Below are 17599 nucleotides of genomic sequence, written 5' to 3' on the forward strand. Positions count from 1 at the left end.
GGCCGGCGCCCTGCGGGGTCGGGTGCGGGGCGGGCGGCCTCAGCCCCGGGTGTAGGTGAGCCGTTCGCCGGTGCCGGTGTTGGTGCGCTCCAGGGTGCCGTCGGGCAGGAGGCGGACCACGGTGGGCTCGCCCGGGGAGCAGGACGAGGCGGGGCGGCCGACGGTCACCCGGGAGGCCCCGATCCGCAGCGGGCCCTCGGTGCCCGGGTCGGTGGAGAGCCCCGCCTCGAACACGCAGTGGTACGTGCCGCCGCCCGCGGGGCCGTCGGCGACGAGGGAGAGGACGGTGTCGCCCACCCCGCCCTGCTGGATGGTCAGCCGGCGGCTGTGCGAGCCGCTCGCGTTGTCGATGGTCGCGGACCACGAGCCCAGGTAGCCGGTGGGGATCGCGCCGTCCTGGGCCGCCGGGGCGGTGGTCGGCGTCCCGGTCGCCGGGTCCGGTCCGGTGGTGGCGGCGCCGGTGCCCGGGTGCCGCGGGGCACCGCCGCCCGGGGAGGCCGACGGGTCGCCACCGGCCCGGTGGTCGTCCCGGTCGCCGTTCATCAGGGCGTAGACCGAACCGCCCGCGCCGAGCGCGACCACCAGGGCGACGACGACCAGCAGCGCGGTGGAACGGCCGTGCCGGGGGTTTCCCTGCGGCGGGCCGTAGGGCGGCGGGTGGGCGGCGCCGGGCGGTGGTCCGCAGGGCGGGGTCGAACCGTACGGCGGGGTCGAACCGTGTCCGCCGTACGGGTGGTATCCCGGGGGCGTGGCCGACCAGGCGGGGTCGACGGGCGGGGGCGGCGGCGTGTGGCCCGCGGCCATCGTCGGGAGGTGGTCCAGCGGGACGCCGGGACCCGCCGGGGAGGGCACGCCAGGACCCGCCGGGGGCGGCGGGCCGGGGGCCGCCGGGGTGCCTCCGGGTCCGTACGAGGCCGGGCCGGGGCCGGACGACACGCCCGGGAACGCTCCGAAGGCCCCTGGCGCGGACGACACGCCGTCCGGCACGCCCGGGGCCGCTCCCTGGGGCGCCGGGGAGGCCGGCACGCCCGGCCCTCCGGCGGCGGCGGGGGCACCGCCGCCCCCGGACACGCCCGGGGCGGCATGGCCGTTCCGCACGGCACGCGGCGCGCCCGGGAAGCCCGCACCGGGCGGTGCCACCGGCGTGTCCCCCGGCGCACCGGACGCACCCGGCACACCCGCCGCCCCCGGCCCGCCCGGGACGGTTCCGGGCGTTCCCCCCGCCGCTCCGGGGCTCGCGGGGCCCTCGGGGTTCTCCGTGTCGAGGAGGCGGACGGCGTGGCGGCCGAGCTGGGCGACGAGGGCGCCGGGCAGCCAGGGATCGCGGGAGCGGCCGTCGGCGACGGTGTCCTGGGCGCCGGTGCGCTCCAGCACCTCGCCGAGGCCGGGCCGCGCCGCGGGGTCCTTGGCGAGGCAGTCCCGCACGAGGTCGGCGAGCCCCTCGGGCACCGCGTCCAGGTCGGGCTCCTCCTGGGCGATGCGGAACATCAGGGCGTGCACGCCGCTGTTGGCGGAGCCGAAGGGCAGCCTGCCGGTGGCGGCGTAGGCGAGGACGGAGCCGAGGCAGAAGACGTCGCAGGCGGGGGTGATCCGGTCGCCGCGCACCTGCTCGGGCGCCATGAAGCCGGGCGAGCCGACGAGCGCGCCGGTGCGGGTGAGGCCGCCGTCGGTCACCGTCTCCAGCGCCCGCGCGATGCCGAAGTCGATGACGCGGGGCCCGTCGATGGTGACGAGGACGTTGGACGGCTTGAGGTCGCGGTGCACGATCCCGGCGGCGTGGATGTCCTGGAGGGCGTGGGCGAGCCCGGCAGCGAGGGTGCGCACCGAGCGCTCGGGCAGCGCCCCGTGGTCGTGTCCGACGACCTGCTGGAGGCTGGGACCGGCCACGTACCCGGTGGCGACCCAGGGCACGACGGCCTCGGTGTCGGCGTCCAGGACGGGCGCCGTCCAGTGGCCGCCGACGCGGCGGGCGGACTCGACCTCCTGCCGGAACCGCCGGCGGAACTCCTCCAGGGCGGCCAGTTCCGCCCGCACCAGCTTGACGGCGACCGTCCGTCCGCGGTCGGACCGGGCCAGGTAGACGTGGCCCATGCCGCCCGCGCCGAGCCGCCCCAGCAGCCGGTAGGCCCCGATGTGCCGCGGGTCCCCGTCCCCGAGCTTCTCCATGCCGCGCCGCCCCTTCCCCCCGATGTGAGCAACAGCCCGAGGATAATGCGGGCCACCCGCGCGGTGTCCGGGAGTTGTCCACGGTTCGGTAACAGGCCGCTTCCGGCCAGACCGGCGACACCGCGCACACCCTGTCCCGCGCCCCGCCCGTGCACCCGGCCCCGCGCCCCGCCCGCGCACCCGGCCCTGCCCCGCGCCCCTCCCCGGCGACACTCCCGGCCGCGCCCCGCCCTCGGGACGCCCGCGCGTGGACAACCTGTCGTGGATTGGGCCCGCCCGCAGACAGGACGCCGATTCCGTTTCCGCATCGCGGACACCTACGCTCGCCGCATGACCCCTCAGCCCCATCCCCAGGCCGGCGCGGCCGTGAAGGCAGCGGACCGCGCGCACGTCTTCCACTCCTGGTCCGCTCAGGAGCTCATCGACCCGCTCGCCGTCGCGGGCGCCGAGGGCTCGTACTTCTGGGACTACGACGGCAACCGGTACCTCGACCTCACCAGCGGTCTCGTCTACACGAACGTCGGCTACCAGCACCCGAAGGTCGTCGCCGCGATCCAGGAGCAGGCGGCGCGGATGACGACGTTCGCGCCCGCGTTCGCCGTCGAGGCGCGCTCCGAGGCGGCCCGGCTGATCGCCGAGCGCACCCCCGGCGACCTGGACAAGGTCTTCTTCACCAACGGCGGCGCGGACGCGGTCGAGCACGCCGTGCGGATGGCGCGGCTGCACACCGGGCGGCCGAAGGTGCTGTCGGCGTACCGCTCGTACCACGGCGGCACGCAGCAGGCGATCAACATCACCGGCGACCCGCGCCGCTGGGCCTCCGACGGTGCCGCGGCGGGCGTCGTGCACTTCTGGGCGCCGTTCCTCTACCGCTCCCGCTTCTACGCGGAGACGGAGGAGCAGGAGTGCGCGCGGGCGCTGGAGCACCTGGAGACGACGATCGCCTTCGAGGGTCCGGGGACCGTCGCCGCGATCGTCCTGGAGACGGTCCCGGGCACGGCCGGGATCATGCCGCCGCCCCCCGGCTACCTCGCCGGGGTCCGCGAGATCTGCGACAGGCACGGCATCGTCTTCGTCCTGGACGAGGTCATGGCCGGTTTCGGACGGACCGGCGAGTGGTTCGCGGCCGACCTCTACGACGTCGTGCCCGACCTGATGACCTTCGCCAAGGGGGTCAACTCGGGGTACGTGCCGCTGGGCGGCATCGCCATCTCGGGGAAGATCGCGGAGACGTTCGCGCGGCGCCCCTACCCGGGCGGGCTCACCTACTCCGGGCACCCGCTGGCCTGCGCCGCCGCCGTGGCCACCATCAACGTGATGGCCGAGGAGGGCATCGTCGAGCACGCCGCCCGGGTGGGCGCCGACGTCCTCGGCCCGGCCCTGCGGGAGCTGGCGGAGCGCCACCCGAGCGTCGGCGAGGTGCGCGGTGTCGGCATGTTCTGGGCGCTGGAACTGGTGCGGAACCGGGAGACGCGCGAGCCGCTGGTGCCGTACAACGCGGCCGGGGCGGACAACGCGCCGATGGCCGCGTTCGCCGCCGCGGCGAAGGCGCAGGGCGTGTGGCCCTTCGTCAACATGAACCGCACCCACGTGGTGCCGCCGTGCAACACGAGCGAGGCCGAGCTGAAGGAGGGCCTGGCGGCGCTCGACGCGGCGCTCTCCGTGGCGGACGAGCACACGGAGTAGGGCAAGAATCGAACGCGTAAGGTGGCGTGCTCGTAGAACTCTACGTACACCCCTCGACGTGCACAGATATATGCGCACGCCACCCGCACGCGACGAGGAGACGCCCGACCATGCCCGGCCCCAGCGGCACCGGTGCCGTGACGCGCAGCACCCTGCGGCAGCAGATCGCCGACGCCCTGCGCGACGAGGTCCTGGCCGGACGTCTCCAGCCCGGGCAGGAGTTCACCGTGAAGGAGATCGCCGAGCAGTACGGCGTCTCCGCCACGCCGGTCCGCGAAGCCCTGGTCGACCTGTCCGCGCAGGGCCTCCTGGACGCGGACCACCACCGGGGATTCCGGGTGCACGAGTACTCGTTCGAGGACTTCCGGGGGATGGTGCAGGCGCGCAGCCTGGTCACCGACGGCATGTTCCTCGCCCTCGCCGACGACCGCTACGAGCGGCCGCGCCCCGGCGATGCCCGGCTGACCGCCGACCTCGCGGCGGTCCGGCGGCGCGGCGAGGAGGCGCAGCGGGCCGCGCTCACCGGTGAGCTGACCGTCCTCATCGGCTACGACCTGCGGTACTGGCGGGAGTTGGCCGCGCTCTTCGGCAACCCGTACCTCTCCGACTTCCTGCACCGGCTGCGGGTGCAGAGCTGGGTGTGCACGGTGCAGCACCTGCGCCGGCTCGAAGACTTGCGCGGCATGCTGTGGTCGGGCCACACCGAGCTGGTCGACGCGCTCACCCGGCGCGACGCCCCGACGGCCCGCGCGCTGGTCGCCGCGTACAACGCCCACTCCCTCGCGCTGATCGAACGGCTCACCGGTCCGCCGGCCGCCCCCTGACGTGAGGTGGCCCGGCCCCCGGGTGGGTAAGGGACCTGCACGCGAGGGCACCGACTACGCTTTCGTGACCGACCCGCCCGCCCGCCGAGCTGTGTGAGGAGCCTCTTTTGGCCTGTGACCTGTGGCTGGTGCCGCTCGTCGACGTCTTGTGCCACACCCCGGACAACCCCTTCGCCGAGGAACTCGCGCAGTACGACTCGGTGCTCTCGGCGGCCGGCCTGCCGCCCGTGCCCGTGTACCAGTACATGCCGGGCCTGTCCGGCGAGGTCGCCCCGGTGGCGGGCTTCGACTACGACGCGCTGCACTTCCTGCGCCGCGCCTACCTGCTCCAGGTCTGCGAGCTGCCGGTGACGCCGGTGGACGAACTCGGCGGCGACTACGAGCAGTTGCTGGAGATGTTCGAGTCGACGGCCCAGCGGTCGCACCTGGTCTGGCACTACGACCACGCCGGCGCGTACGTCCCCGTGGACTTCCCGCACCCCCTCGCCGACGACGACCTCCTCGCGGGCGGCGGCCCCCTCGGCTCCTCGCACGCCCTGCTGCGCGAGCTGGAGGCGGTCGCCCCGGCCCTCGGCATCGATCCGGCCAACCCGCCGGCCGTCCCCCAGCCCCCGGCCGCGCCGACCGAGCTGGCGGAGCCGGCCGCCCCCGCGCCCTACGACCCGAGCCCCTTCGCCCGCGAGCGCCACGTCTGGCTCGGCCTGCACACGGCCGCGACCCGGAGCCTGGCCCAGGGCTCGATGATCGTCTTCAGTTGACGGCCGACGTCCCGTGCGCCGCCGTCCCGCCCCTCCTGCTGCGCACGGTCCCCGAGACGGCCGGGCCCCTGGCCGAGTTGTTCCGGATACCGGCGGACGGCGCCGTCCTGTCGGAGGACGTCTGCGTCGACCTGTACGAGATCCTCCTGGACTGCTTCGCCCGGCCCGTCCTCGTGCCGCAGTTGGCGAGCGCCACCCCGGACGCCGAACTCCTCGACCGGTGCTGGGACTTCGTGGAGCGCATCGTGGGCCACTCCTCGGAACACGTCAGCGGCGCGGTGTACTTCCAGGTCCTGGAACAACTCCTCGACGCCGACGGCCTGGTGGAAGCCGCCTGGCCCCACATGCGCCCCCACACCCGCGCCCGCACCCTGCGCATGCTGGACTTCTACGGCGTCCGCATCCGCGGCGTCAACGACCGCTGGGCCCGCCGCTGAGCGGGCCCGATCAGGTGGCCGGCGGCCGGCCTCCGGAGCAACGGGTCCGCGCCGGTCACCCCCCGGGGAAGGGCGGCAGCGGCGGGCCGTTGCCGCCGGCCGTCACCCGTTGCGGGGGCCTGTCGCCCGTGGCCAGGATGACCACGCCCCGGCGCGGGTGACACGTGGACGAAGCCTCCGCCCCCGGATCGACGGGGCGGTGTCGACGCCCCCGCCCCGTCCGGGCACCACGTCAGCCGTGCGGGCCCTCGCCCACGTCCCGGGCCGGGACGCGCCTTGCCGTCGGCGGTTTGCGGCAGTCCGGTACGCGGTCGGTGGCGGGCTCTCCGTCCAGCGCGTAGCACAACTGGGCGTGGAGCAGTTCCGCCTCCGCCGTCGTGAGGCTCAGGGCCGCGTCCGCGTCGAAGACCCCGTCGCGGCGCAGCCACAGGTCGATGGCGATCCTTCCGTCACCCTGACGTCGGACCGGCTTGCTCGGCACGCGGCTCACCTGGACCCGCTGGTTCGGCGCGGCGCTCATCAGTACGCCACCCCCGCCGGGCCGTTCACGAGGTACGCCCGCTCGTACGCGAGCAGGTAGGGCCGGACCAGGGGGCCGGGCTCCTGGACCGGCGCGCAGAGTCCGGCCACACCGCTGCGGTGGATCAGCAGCCGCAGCCCGGACAGGGTGCGCGGCGGTACGGGGGCCGGGGCGGTCCCCGGGGTCCCCCGGCGCCGGCCGGTGGCCGGAAGCAACAGGGAGAAAAGCAGCGCGAGTACCCGTTCCAGGGCATGCCGAATAGAGTTGTCCATGCTGACGCTCCTTCACAGCGTTGGCTCCGCCCCGGAGGTGGTCGCTCACCTCCGGGGCTTTTGTACGGGCGCACACCCCGCCGGACCATCACGGAACGGCAGGCTTGCACTACACAGCGTACGCACAACATGACGGCACACACAACATGTTGTGTGTAAGTGGGTACCGACGGCTTCGCTATGTGGCGAATCGGTCGAACTCGCCCGCCTTGGCTCCCTCCAGGAAGGCCCGCATCTTGCGACGCGTGGTCTCTACGACCTGCCCTGGGTCGTCGCTCTCACGCAGGTAGATGCGATCGCCCTCCTCGGCGACCTCTATGCAACTCCCCGTGTCTGCCGAGAAGGACGACTTACGCCACTGAAGTTCCACTCGGTCCCGCCTCAGATCTCTTTCGCAACGTGCCGGATGAAGGTGAGGGAGTCCCCTGGTTCCAGGGCGCGTTCACGCATCCGGTCGAGGACGGCACGGTAGTTCGCCAGGTAGGTCTCGGCGTGCAGGAAGCTCACGCCCGTGGGCACGTCGATCTGCACCATGTCCAACTGCTGTACAGGTCCGCAGGCATACAGGGTCGAACTGCCCGCGTTCGCGAAGCCTCCGGCGCTGAACGGCACCACCCGGACCGTGACGGCGGGCCGCTCGGCCTCCTTCAGCAGGTGCTCGATCTGTCGCAGCAGAGCCTGCCTGTCCCCGAACCGCATCCGCAGCGCGGCCTCGTGGACGAGGAACTCGCACGGAGGCGGTTCGGGACGGTCCAGCAGTTCCGCCCGCCGCAGCCGGAAGGCCATGTGCCGGTCCAGGTCCGTGGACGCCATGGTCGGCACGGCCTCGTCGAAGATGCCGCGCATGTAGTCGGGGAGCTGGAGCAGACCGGGCATATGCATGATCTGCGCCGAACGCAGCGCCACCGCGTGATGCTCCATCTCCGCGATGTCCAGGAGACCTGCGGGCAGCGCGTCCCGGTACTCGTCCCACCAGTACGGTCCGCGCTCCCGGGCCATCAGGGCCAGCGCGTCGATGTACGCGGCGTCGGGACAGCGGTAGTTGGCCGCCCAGACGCGGACGCGGTCGCTACTGACACCGGAGCGTGCCGACTCGGTGTTGCTCACCGTCGTGCGATCCGTGCGGTGCAGGGCCGCGGCCTCATTGATCGACATGCCGATGTGCTCGCGCATTCTGCGCAACTCTGCACCCAGACGTCGTTGCCGTTCGGTGGACGGCTTACGGACGGGCATCGGACGCTCCCCTGGCACCGTTCTGGATCTGTGAAGGGCGGCCGGCCCGGGTCACCCGTGCCGGTCGCCTTTCCAATCTCTCAGAACGCGGGGGCGTCAGAGGAACGAGTTGATCTCGATCGTCTCGTCGCGGCCCGGTCCCACGCCGATCGCGGAGATCGGCGCCCCGGACATCTCCTCCAGGGCCTTCACGTACGCCTGCGCGTTCTTCGGCAGGTCGGAGAAGGTCTTCGCGCCGGTGATGTCCTCCGACCAGCCCGGCAGCATCTCGTACACCGGCTTCGCGTGGTGGAAGTCGGTCTGCGAGTACGGCAGCTCCTCGACCCGCTTGCCGTCGATCTCGTAGGCCACGCAGACCGGGATCTGCTCCCAGCCGGTGAGGACGTCGAGCTTGGTCAGGAAGAAGTCGGTCAGGCCGTTGACCCGGGTCGCGTAGCGGGCGATCACCGCGTCGAACCAGCCGCAGCGGCGGTCGCGGCCGGTGGTGACACCGCGCTCGCCGCCGATCTCGCGCAGCGCCTCGCCGTCCTTGTCGAACAGCTCGGTCGGGAAGGGACCGGCGCCGACGCGGGTCGTGTACGCCTTGAGGATGCCGATGACGCGGCTGATCTTCGTCGGGCCGACGCCCGCGCCGGTGCAGGCACCGCCGGCGGTCGGGTTCGACGAGGTCACGAAGGGGTACGTGCCGTGGTCGATGTCGAGCAGGGTGCCCTGGCCGCCCTCGAAGAGGACCACCTTGCCGTCGTCGAGCGCCTGGTTGAGGACGAGGACGGTGTCGGCGACGTACGGGCGGATCTGCTCCGCGTAGCCGAGCAGTTCCTCGACCACCTGGCCGGCGGCGATCGCGCGGCGGTTGTACAGCTTGGTCAGGATCTGGTTCTTGGCGTCGAGCGCGGCCTCCACCTTCTGGGTGAGGATCGACTCGTCGTAGAGGTCCTGGACGCGGATGCCGACGCGGTTGATCTTGTCCGCGTAGGTGGGCCCGATGCCGCGGCCGGTGGTGCCGATCTTGCGCTTGCCGAGGAAGCGTTCCGTCACCTTGTCGACGGTGACGTTGTACGGCGTGATGATGTGCGCGTTGCCGCTGATCAGGAGCTTGGACGTGTCGACGCCCCGCTCGTTCAGCCCGCTCAGCTCGGAGAGCAGGACCGAGGGGTCGACGACGACGCCGTTGCCGATGACCGGCGTGCAGCCGGGAGACAGGATTCCGGAAGGGAGCAGGTGGAGGGCGTACTTCTGATCGCCCACGACCACGGTGTGGCCGGCGTTGTTACCGCCTTGGTACCGCACCACGTAGTCGACGGAACCACCGAGCAGGTCCGTCGCCTTTCCCTTGCCTTCGTCACCCCACTGAGCACCGAGCAGCACAAGTGCGGGCACGCGCGTACACCCCTTCCGGGCGGGGCATGTCCAAGGTCAAGGGCGTACACGGAGGTCATCGCCGTGTGCACCGCGACCGTCGTTGGCCGCCAACCTCGGACCGGGAGCCCCGGTATAGACCAAGCCCCTGGCGCAATCGCGCAAGGGGCTCTTGCACAAAGATGCTACCCGAGGAAGCGAGGCATGGCCGAGGTGGCGACTTCCGCGACGCCCGATCAGCTCCTGGTGGTCATCGACCCGTCCGCCCGGCAGGCGGACGGCGAGTCCGTCAGGATCGCGAAAGACGTGCTCAGCGGGGGTGCGGCCCACACGAAGGTGTGTCTGCCGGAGAGCCCCGAGGAGTTCGCGCGGGTGCTGCGCCGACGGGGCGCGCGGCGGCCGGTGGTGATCGGCGACGACCGCGCGCTGCTGCGGGCGGTGGCGCTGCTGCACCGGCAGCGGGAGCTGGACGGGTGCGCGCTCTCGGTGGTGCCGGTCGGCCCGGCGCTGGGCCTGGCCCGGTCGCTGGGGCTGCCGACGGGGGCGGTGGCGGCGGCGCGCGCGGTGCTGGACGGCGCGGTGCGGCGGCTGGACCTGCTCGTGGACGACAGTGACGGGGTGGTGCTGGGCGCGGTGGTGATCCCGCCGCTCGCCGCGCGGGAGGCCGCCGGCCGGGAGGAGGCCGTGGTGGAGGGCGCGGGCGCGGAGTCCGGGGTGGCGCCGGTCCACCCCTGGCTGCGGACCTGCCAGTCCCTGGTGCGGACGCTGGCGGCGGCCCGGCCGGCGGCGGCTCCGGGTGGCGGCGCGGCCCGGCTGCGGGTCGAGGTGGACGGCGTGACGCTGGTGGGCCTGGACCGGGCGGTGGGGTCGGTGACGGTGACCCCGGGCGCGGGCGGGCTGGCCGAGGTGGAGGTGCGGCCCGCGTCGGCGGGGCCGGAGGCGTCGCCGCTGCGGGCGCGGGGGCGGACGGTGACGGTGTCGGGGGCGCACTTCCGCTACCGGGCCGACGCGGTGGTCTCGGGTCCGGTGCGCACCCGCACGTGGACCGTGCGGGAAGCGGCCTGGGGGCTGACGCTGCCGGGGTGAGGCGCGGGCGGGGCCGGCCGGACCGGCGGGCGACCGGGCCCGGCGGACGTGCCGGCCGGACCGGCGGGCCCGCGGGGGTCCGGGCCGGGCCGCGCGGGCGTCTCGGCCGGGCCGGCGGGGCCCGCGCCGGTCCGGAGGGCGCCGGGTCAGCGCGGGCCGAAGACCGCCTCGCGGTGGACCCGCCAGCGTTCCATCATCGTGACGATCTCCTCCTCGACGAACTCGAAGAAGGCGAGCGTCTCCGCCATGCGGCGCCCCGCCGGGGTGTTGGCGCCGAGGCTCGCCACGCCCTCGCGCAGGGCCGCCTCCCACCGCTTGAGCACGGTCTCGCGGTTGGTCAGCGCCTCGTACCACTGGTCGCTGTGCACGCGGTACCGCTCGCGCCGCGAGCCCGGTTCCCGCTCCCGGGCCACCATGTGCTGCTGGGCCAGGTACCGCACGGCGCCGGAGACGGCCGCCGGGCTGACCCGGAGCTGTTCGCCCAGTTCGGCCGAGGTCAGCGAGCCCGAGTCGGAGGCGAGCAGCGCGGCGAAGACCCGGGAGGGCATCCGCTGCATCCCGGCCTCGACGAGCTGGGCGGCGAAGCCCTCGACGAACCTCGACACCGCCTCGGGGTCGCGCCCCGGCCCGGCCTGCTCCGCTGCTTCGGTCATCGTCCGATCATCCCTCACCCCCCTGACGTTTTCTTAACTTCACAAACTTCTGAATTAAGCGTACGTTCCCGGTCATGACGAAGGCAATCAGCGTCTCCGGGCTCCACAAGAGGTTCGGCCGGACGTCCGCTCTGGACGGCCTCGACCTGGAGGTCGCGACCGGCGAGGTCCACGGCTTCCTCGGCCCGAACGGGGCCGGCAAGTCCACCACCATCCGCGTGCTGCTCGGCCTGCTGCGGGCGGACGCGGGCACGGCACGGGTGCTCGGCCGCGATCCGTGGCGGGACGCGGTGGAGATCAACCGCCGCGTCGCCTACGTCCCCGGCGACGTCACCCTGTGGCGCAACCTCACCGGCGGCGAGGTCATCGACCTCTACGGCCGGCTGCGCGGCGGGCTGGACGCCGGGCGGCGGGCGGAACTGGTCGAGCGCTTCGACCTCGACCCGACCCGCAAGGGCCGTACGTACTCCAAGGGCAACCGGCAGAAGGTCGCGCTGGTCGCCGCGTTCGCCTCCGACGTCGACCTGCTGATCCTCGACGAGCCGACCTCGGGCCTGGACCCGCTGATGGAGGCCGTCTTCCGGCGGTGCGTGGCCGAGGAACGGGAGCGGGGGCGCACCGTCCTGCTCTCGTCCCACATCCTCGGCGAGGTCGAGGAGCTGTGCGACCGGGTCTCCATCGTCCGCAAGGGGCGCACGGTGGAGCGCGGTTCGCTGGCCGAGCTGCGGCACCTGACCCGGACCGGCGTGAGCGCCGAACTCGCCACCGTCCCCGGGGCGCTGGCCGCCCTGCCCGGTGTGCACGGGCTCGACGTGCGGGGCGGCCGGGTGCGGTTCCAGGCCGACACCGACAAGCTGGGCCCCGTCCTGCGCGTGCTGGGCGAGGCGGGCGTGCGGTCGCTGACGGCGGCCCCGCCGACGCTGGAGGAGCTGTTCCTGCGGCACTACCGCGACGACGGTCCCGGCGGGCGGGACGGCGGGCACGGCACCGGCGGCGACAGCCACGACAACGACGGCAGCGGCAGCGGCCTGGACGACGACGGCCGCGGCGAACCGGTGGACGGGACGGTGGCCCGATGACCGCCGCCGCCCCCGTCCCCGCGACCGCCGGCCGGCCCGGCGGTACCCGGGTGCCGCTCGCCGGGACGGGCACGCTGCTGCGCCTCGCCCTGCGCCGGGACCGGGTGACGATCCCGGTCTGGGTCGCCGTCAACGCCCTCCTGGTGCTCTCCATGCCGGGCACCCTGGAGAGCCTCTACGACACCCCCGCCGCCCGCGCCGGGCTGGTCCGGCAACTGGAGGCGAGCGCCTCGCTGCGGGCGATGACCGGCCCCCTCTTCGGCGACTCACCGGGCGCGCTCACCGCCTGGCGGGCCGGGGTGTACGCCGCCCTCCTGGCCGCCGCCATGAGCCTGCTCGTCGTCGTACGGCACACCCGGGACGAGGAGGAGAGCGGGCGGCAGGAGCTGACCGCGTCCGGGGCGGTCGGCCGCCGGGCCCCGCTGACGGCGGCCCTGCTCACCGCCGCCCTCGCCAACGGGCTCCTCGCCCTGCTGGTCGCGGCCGGGCTGGCCGGGCACGGCGCGGCGGGCGCGGTGGCGCTCGGCCTCGGGGTGGCGGGCGTCGGGATGGTCTTCGCCACGGCGGCGGCCGTCGCCGCCCAGCTCACCGAGAGCGCCCGGCTCGCCCGGGGACTGACGGCGGCGGTGCTGGGCGCGGCGTTCGTGCTGCGCGCGGCGGGCGACTCGGCGGCGGCCGACGGCGACTCCGCGGGGACGTGGCTGTCCCCGCTGGGCTGGGCGGAGCACCTGCGGCCCTTCGCGGGCGAACGCTGGGCGGTCCTCGCCCTGTTCGCCGCCGCGGTCCTCGTCCAGGGCGCCGCCGCCTACGTGCTCGCCGGGCGCCGGGACACCGGCATGAGCTTCCTGCCGGCCCGGCCGGGCCCGGCCGACGGGCGCCTGGGCACGGCCGGTGCGCTGGCCTGGCGGCTCCAGCGGGGCTCGCTGCTCGGCTGGGGCACCGGTTTCCTCCTGGCCGGGGCGGTCTACGGCGGGCTGGCCGAGGGCGCCGCCGGCCTGGTCGGGGACAGCGGGCGGGCCCGCGAGATCATCGAGCGGATGGGCGGCGAGACGGGGCTCACCGACGCGTTCGTGTCCACGACGACCGGGATGCTCGGGCTGGTCGCCGCCCTGTTCGCGGTCGCCTCGGTGCTGCGGCTCTCCGCCGAGGAGTCCTCCGGACGGGCGGAACCGGTGCTGGCCGCGGCGGTCGGCCGGGTGCGCTGGGCCGCCGGGCACCTGGTGGTCGCCCTCGGCGGGTCGGTGCTGCTGATGCTGCTGGCGGGGGCCGGTTTCGCGGCCGGCTACGGCCGGGACGTGCCGGGGGTCCTCGCCGCGTGCCTGGTGCAGGTGCCGGCGGTGTGGGTGCTCGGCGCGGCGGCGGTCCTGCTGTACGGGGCGCTGCCCCGGGCCGCGCCGGCGGCGTGGGCGGTGGCCGTGGCGGTGCTGCTGCTGGGGTGGATCGGCCCGGCGCTGGACCTGCCGTCGGCGGTACTGCACGCCTCCCCGTTCGCCCACCTGCCGAAGCTGCCCGGCGAGGCCATGCGCTGGGGTCCGCCGGCCGCGCTCACCGGGCTCGCCGCGCTGCTGACGGGGGCCGGGCTGGCCGCCCTGCGCCGACGGGACCTGGCCTCCTGAGGGCGGGGGTCGCGTGCCTCGGGTCGGCCGGGGGGCGCGTGCCCCGCGTGCCCCGAGCGGGGGCCGTGGGCGCGTGCCTCCGGCCGGGCCCGGGGAAGGCGCGCTCCGAGCGGGGCCGGGGCCAGGGCGCGGCCCCGGGAGGGGACCTCCCGTACGGCGAGGGGCGCCGCGAGCCCCGAGGGGACGCCCCCGGCGACGGAACCCGCGGCCCGCGGGAAACCGCCGGGCCCGCCCGCGGCGTCCCTCCCCGTATGACACGCAACGCACTGACCTGCGGCGGCTGCGCGGTGTCGGCCGTCGGCGCCGGGACCGCGCTGACGCTGTGGGGCACGTCCTCCCGGACCCGGCGCCACCTCGGCCAGGGATTCGAGAACGAGGGCATGGACCTCGGCGCCGCCGTCGCCGAACTCCCCTTCGTCTTCCTCGCCGGGGCCCTCCTGCCCGCCCTGCTCTGGGGCGCCGCCGCCTGGCTGCTGACCCGGGGGCGGCGCCGCTCAGCCGACCTCGACCGCTAGCCCGGTCAGCCCCCGGATGACGAAGTTCGGCGTCCGCTCCGGCTCCTTCGCCAGGCGCAGCGACGGCGCCCGCTCCAGCAGGGCCGTCATGGACGCGGCCAGTTCGATACGGGCCAGCGGGGCGCCGACGCAGTAGTGGATGCCCGCGCTGAAGGAGATGTGCGGGTTGTCCCGGCGGCTGAGGTCGAGCCGCCCGGGGTCGGCGAAGACGGCCGGGTCGTGGTTGGCGGAGCCGAAGAGCAGGGCGAGTTCCGCGCCGCGCGGGATGACCGTGCCGTCGATCTCGATCTCGTCCAGCACCCAGCGTTCGAAGAGCTGGAGCGGGGTGTCGTAGCGCATCAGCTCCTCCACCGCGCCCGGCACCAGCGAGTGGTCGGCGCGCAGCGCGGCGAGCTGGTCGGGGTGGCGGAAGAGGGCCCACCAGCCGTTGACCGTGGAGTTCACCGTCGCCTCGTGGCCCGCGTTGAGCAGCAGCACGCAGGTGGAGATCATCTCCTGCTCGGTGAGACGGTCGTCGTCCTCGTCGTGCGCCGCGATCAGCCCGGAGATCAGGTCGTCGCCGGGGTCCTCGCGGCGGGCCGCGATCAGGGTGCGCAGGTAGTCCGAGAACTCGACGGAGGCGCGGACCGCCCGTCGCGCGGTCTCCTCGGACGGGTTCAGCTCGTACATGCCGCAGATGTCCGCGGACCAGGGGCGCAGGGGTGCCCGGTCGGACTCCGGGATGCCCAGCATCTCGGCGATCACCGCGACCGGCAGCGGCTCCGCCACGTCCCGCAGCAGGTCGCCGCCGCCCGCGTCGACCAGCGCGGCCACCAGGTCGCCCGCCAGCCCTTCGACGTACGGCTTCAGCCGCTCGACCGTGCGCGGGGTGAACGCCTTCGTCACCAGCCGCCGGATGCGGGTGTGGTCCGGGGGCTCCAGGTCGAGCATCCCGTGGTCGTTCAGGGTGTGGAAGGGCTCCTGCTCCGGCGGGGGCGCGGTGCGGCCGAACTCCTCGTCGGTGAAGCGGTGCCGGTAGGTCCGCCCGAGGCGCCGGTCGCGCAGCAGGGCCGAGACGTCCGCGTGGCGCGGGACCAGCCACTGGTCGCTGGGCTCGTAGTAGTGCACGCGACCGCGCTCGCGCAGCCCGGCGTAGGCGGGATAGGGGTCGGCGACGAACGCCGGGTCCCACGGGTCGAATCGGTCGGGAGCGGCCATGACCGGACGCTAACCCCCGCCCACCCGCCCTGACCAGGGGTCGCACACGTCCCGCACCGTCTTCAGCCCGGGGTGACCAGGCGGGCCTCGTAGGCGAAGACCGCGGCCTGGGTGCGGTCGCGCAGGCCGAGCTTGACCAGGATGCGGCTGACGTGCGTCTTGATCGTCGACTCGGCGACCACCAGGTGCGCGGCGATCTCGGCGTTGGAGAGCCCCTGCGCGATGAGGACCAGCACCTCCGTCTCCCGCTCGGTCAGCTCCCCGTACGCCGCGTGCGCCGAGGGCATCAGCCGGGGCACCTCGGAGAGCTTGGAGAACTCGGTGATCAGCCGCCGGGTGACCGAGGGCGCGAGCAGCGCCTCGCCCTCGGCGACCACCCGCACCCCGTCGGCGAGCCGGCGGGCCGAGGCGTCCTTGAGCAGGAAGCCGGAGGCGCCCGCGCGCAGCGCCTGGTACACGTACTCGTCCAGGTCGAAGGTGGTCAGCACCAGCACCTTCGCCCCGCTGTCCGCCGCGACGATCTCGCGGGTCGCCTCGATGCCGTTCACGCCGGGCATGCGGATGTCCATCAGGACGACGTCCGGGGCCAGTTCACGGACCTTGGCGACCGCGTCCCGGCCGTCCACCGCCTCGCCGACGACCTCGATGTCCGGCATCGCGTTGAGCAGGACCGAGAAGCCCTCGCGGACCATCATCTGGTCGTCGGCGATCACCACGCGGATCGTCGTCATGCCTCGTCCTCGTCCACCACGGCGACCGGCAGGAACACCGACACCTCGTATCCCCCGTCCCCGGCGGGGCCGGCCGTCATCGCGCCGTTCAGCATGGCCACCCGCTCCCGCATCCCGGTGAGCCCGTGACCGGCGCCGGGGGACGGCTTGACCAGCGACGTCGGGGGAATCGGCCCGTTGACCACCCGCAGGCCGAGGCCGCCGAGCACGTAGGAGACCTCGACGCGGGCGGTCGCGCCGGGCGCGTGGCGCAGCGTGTTGCTCAGCGCCTCCTGCACGATCCGGTACGCCGACAGCTCGACGCCGGGCGGCAGTTCGCGCACCGCGCCGGTCACCGTCCGCTCCACGTCGAGGCCGGCCTCGCGCACGTTGGCGAGGAGCCCGTCGAGATCGGCGAGGGTGGGCTGCGGGGCGTCGGGGGCCTCGTAGTCCTCGGCGCGGACCACGCCGAGGACGCGGCGCAGTTCGGTCAGGGCGGCCACCGCGTTCTCCCGGATGGTGGCGAAGGCCCGCTCCAGTTCCTCCGGCGGGTTCTCGACCCGGTAGGGGGCGGCCTCGGCCTGGATGGCGACGACCGACATGTGGTGGGCGACCACGTCGTGCAGTTCGCGGGCGATGGTGGTGCGCTCCTCCAGCAGCGTCCGGCGGGAGCGCTCGTGCGCGGTCACCGTCTGCTGCGCGCTGACCTCCTGGCGGGCGTCGCGGCGCACGTGCCAGACGCAGACCACCAGCAGGGCGAAGGCGGAGAAGACCAGCATGGGGCCGGAGTTGTTGCCGTAGTGCCCGGCGCCGAGCACGCTCTCCATGACGAAGCCGTAGGCGGCGGTCAGGCACCACATCCACACCGCCGTGCGCGGCCGGGTCCGGATCGCCACGATCACCAGGACCGACAGGTGGCAGACGAAGGCGCCCGGCGCCCACGGCCAGCCGCCCCAGACGCCGCCGACCACCGCGATCACCGGGTGCACGGCCATGGAGGCCCAGAAGGCGCCCACCGGCCGGACCAGGGTCAGCAGCACCGGCAGCGCGCACAGCGCCCCGGCGAGCACACCCTGCGCCTGGGCGTAGGGGCCGCTCACCGTGCCGATGAAGAACGCCAGCAGGGCGGCGAGGCCGACCATCGCGTGCGGGAGGCGGGCCGCCCGGGCGCGTATCCGGTCGGGCAGGCGGCGGGTCAGCGGTCCGTCCGTGGACATGGGGGGCATCGGCCGCAGGGCGAAGGCGTCGTGGAAGAGGTCCGCGCGCAGTCCGCCCAGCGTCTCCACGGCCAGCCGGTGTTCCGGGCTGCCGGCCCCGTTCCCGCCCGCGGGCGGCACGGTCCTCGTCTGAGTCGTCTCGGTCACGTCGGCAACGTTAGGGGCAGCCGGGGGCGCCGTCGTCACCAGTGAGACGGGTCCCGCGGCGTCCCTCTCAGGTACTACGCGGGTACGCCGTCGGCCGGACGGACCCGTCCCGCCGGCCGACGCC

The 17599-nt window shown here is 74.5% G+C and carries 18 protein-coding genes; 8 read left to right on the plus strand and 10 right to left on the minus strand.

Annotation, left to right across the window (positions count from 1 at the left end; all coding sequences use genetic code 11):
• Positions 1-39: 39 nt before the first annotated feature.
• The gene (locus tag VM636_RS14130) at positions 40-2166 is read right to left on the minus strand and encodes a serine/threonine-protein kinase (RefSeq protein WP_338484656.1); all 2127 of its coding nucleotides are present in this window, start codon (positions 2164-2166) and stop codon (positions 40-42) included.
• A 330-nt stretch (positions 2167-2496) separates the two neighbouring features.
• Here VM636_RS14130 and VM636_RS14135 point away from each other — a divergent pair, with 330 nt between their 5' ends.
• The 4 genes from VM636_RS14135 to VM636_RS14150 all read left to right on the plus strand — a co-directional run bounded on the left by VM636_RS14135 (position 2497) and on the right by VM636_RS14150 (position 5871).
• A complete protein-coding gene (locus VM636_RS14135; RefSeq protein WP_030420182.1) occupies positions 2497-3852 on the plus strand; it encodes an aspartate aminotransferase family protein in 1356 nt (451 codons plus the stop codon).
• A 110-nt stretch (positions 3853-3962) separates the two neighbouring features.
• The gene (locus tag VM636_RS14140) at positions 3963-4676 is read left to right on the plus strand and encodes a GntR family transcriptional regulator (RefSeq protein ID WP_030420183.1); all 714 of its coding nucleotides are present in this window, start codon (positions 3963-3965) and stop codon (positions 4674-4676) included.
• Positions 4677-4783: 107 nt separating this feature from the next.
• Complete coding sequence (locus VM636_RS14145; RefSeq protein WP_030420184.1) at positions 4784-5434, plus strand: hypothetical protein; 651 nt, start codon at positions 4784-4786, stop codon at positions 5432-5434.
• Complete coding sequence (locus tag VM636_RS14150; protein ID WP_053912952.1) at positions 5431-5871, plus strand: hypothetical protein; 441 nt, start codon at positions 5431-5433, stop codon at positions 5869-5871. The genes VM636_RS14145 and VM636_RS14150 overlap by 4 nt, the downstream gene beginning before the upstream one ends.
• Before the next feature lie 232 nt (positions 5872-6103).
• Here VM636_RS14150 and VM636_RS14155 read toward each other — a convergent pair whose 3' ends face one another.
• The 5 genes from VM636_RS14155 to VM636_RS14175 all read right to left on the minus strand — a co-directional run bounded on the left by VM636_RS14155 (position 6104) and on the right by VM636_RS14175 (position 9276).
• Complete coding sequence (locus VM636_RS14155; protein WP_338484658.1) at positions 6104-6391, minus strand: hypothetical protein; 288 nt, start codon at positions 6389-6391, stop codon at positions 6104-6106.
• Entirely contained in the window at positions 6391-6663 is a 273-nt protein-coding gene (locus tag VM636_RS14160) for a hypothetical protein (protein WP_338484660.1), read from the minus strand. Before VM636_RS14160 ends, VM636_RS14155 begins: the two co-directional genes overlap by 1 nt.
• A 178-nt stretch (positions 6664-6841) precedes the next feature.
• A complete protein-coding gene (locus VM636_RS14165) occupies positions 6842-7033 on the minus strand; it encodes a DUF397 domain-containing protein (RefSeq protein WP_338484662.1) in 192 nt (63 codons plus the stop codon).
• Between the two features lie 11 nt (positions 7034-7044).
• Positions 7045-7896 carry a helix-turn-helix transcriptional regulator gene (locus VM636_RS14170; RefSeq protein ID WP_338484664.1) on the minus strand — a complete coding sequence of 284 codons (852 nt, stop codon included), beginning with the start codon at positions 7894-7896 and terminating at the stop codon, positions 7045-7047.
• A gap of 96 nt (positions 7897-7992) precedes the next feature.
• A complete protein-coding gene (locus VM636_RS14175; RefSeq protein WP_030420196.1) occupies positions 7993-9276 on the minus strand; it encodes an adenylosuccinate synthase in 1284 nt (427 codons plus the stop codon).
• 183 nt (positions 9277-9459) lie between these two features.
• On the opposite strand from VM636_RS14175, the gene VM636_RS14180 reads away from it, so the two are divergent.
• The gene (locus tag VM636_RS14180; protein ID WP_053912957.1) at positions 9460-10341 is read left to right on the plus strand and encodes a diacylglycerol kinase family protein; all 882 of its coding nucleotides are present in this window, start codon (positions 9460-9462) and stop codon (positions 10339-10341) included.
• Positions 10342-10487: 146 nt separating this feature from the next.
• Here VM636_RS14180 and VM636_RS14185 read toward each other — a convergent pair whose 3' ends face one another.
• Positions 10488-10994, minus strand: coding sequence for a MarR family transcriptional regulator (locus VM636_RS14185; protein ID WP_030420198.1), 507 nt, complete (start codon positions 10992-10994; stop codon positions 10488-10490).
• A 74-nt stretch (positions 10995-11068) separates the two neighbouring features.
• On the opposite strand from VM636_RS14185, the gene VM636_RS14190 reads away from it, so the two are divergent.
• The 3 genes from VM636_RS14190 to VM636_RS14200 all read left to right on the plus strand — a co-directional run bounded on the left by VM636_RS14190 (position 11069) and on the right by VM636_RS14200 (position 14204).
• Entirely contained in the window at positions 11069-12073 is a 1005-nt protein-coding gene (locus VM636_RS14190; protein ID WP_338484668.1) for an ABC transporter ATP-binding protein, read from the plus strand.
• Positions 12070-13689: an ABC transporter permease gene (locus tag VM636_RS14195; protein WP_338484670.1), complete on the plus strand. Its 1620-nt coding sequence runs from the start codon at positions 12070-12072 to the stop codon at positions 13687-13689. The genes VM636_RS14190 and VM636_RS14195 overlap by 4 nt, the downstream gene beginning before the upstream one ends.
• A 251-nt stretch (positions 13690-13940) precedes the next feature.
• Positions 13941-14204 carry a hypothetical protein gene (locus VM636_RS14200; RefSeq protein WP_338484672.1) on the plus strand — a complete coding sequence of 88 codons (264 nt, stop codon included), beginning with the start codon at positions 13941-13943 and terminating at the stop codon, positions 14202-14204.
• Here VM636_RS14200 and VM636_RS14205 read toward each other — a convergent pair.
• The 3 genes from VM636_RS14205 to VM636_RS14215 all read right to left on the minus strand — a co-directional run bounded on the left by VM636_RS14205 (position 14184) and on the right by VM636_RS14215 (position 17475).
• Positions 14184-15401, minus strand: coding sequence for a cytochrome P450 (locus VM636_RS14205; RefSeq protein WP_338484674.1), 1218 nt, complete (start codon positions 15399-15401; stop codon positions 14184-14186). The genes VM636_RS14200 and VM636_RS14205 overlap by 21 nt on opposite strands.
• Positions 15402-15463: 62 nt before the next feature.
• Entirely contained in the window at positions 15464-16132 is a 669-nt protein-coding gene (locus tag VM636_RS14210) for a response regulator transcription factor (RefSeq protein WP_030420203.1), read from the minus strand.
• On the minus strand, positions 16129-17475 hold the full coding sequence (locus tag VM636_RS14215) for a histidine kinase (protein ID WP_338484676.1): 1347 nt from the start codon (positions 17473-17475) through the stop codon (positions 16129-16131). Before VM636_RS14215 ends, VM636_RS14210 begins: the two co-directional genes overlap by 4 nt.
• Between the last annotated feature and the right edge of the window lie 124 nt (positions 17476-17599).

Origin of the sequence: Streptomyces sp. SCSIO 75703 (assembly GCF_036607905.1) — a bacterium.
GTDB lineage: Bacteria > Actinomycetota > Actinomycetes > Streptomycetales > Streptomycetaceae > Streptomyces.